Source organism: Neolewinella lacunae (genome assembly GCF_014349155.1).
GTDB lineage: Bacteria > Bacteroidota > Bacteroidia > Chitinophagales > Saprospiraceae > Neolewinella > Neolewinella lacunae.
The window spans coordinates 1-227 of record NZ_JACSIT010000131.1; the positions used below are offsets into that span (position 1 = coordinate 1).

Genomic DNA, 227 nt, shown 5'->3' on the forward strand with positions numbered 1-227 from the left:
AGCGTCCTGGCACAGGGCGCGAGCCTGACCTTCAACGTGAGCTACACGATTGACGCGACCTTCCAGGGCACGAGCCTGACCAACGTTGCGGAGATTACGGAAGACGATGGCGACGACGAAGACTCCACGCCCGACAACGACGTACCGACGGAAGACGACCAGGACGATGAGACGATCACGGTTGATCAGACCTACGACCTGGCGCTGACGAAAGACCTCACCTCCGC

The 227-nt window shown here is 60.8% G+C and carries 1 pseudogene; it reads left to right on the plus strand.

From position 1 onward, the window contains the following. A pseudogene (locus tag H9S92_RS14085) lies at nt 1–227 on the plus strand (hypothetical protein); the annotation flags it as partial.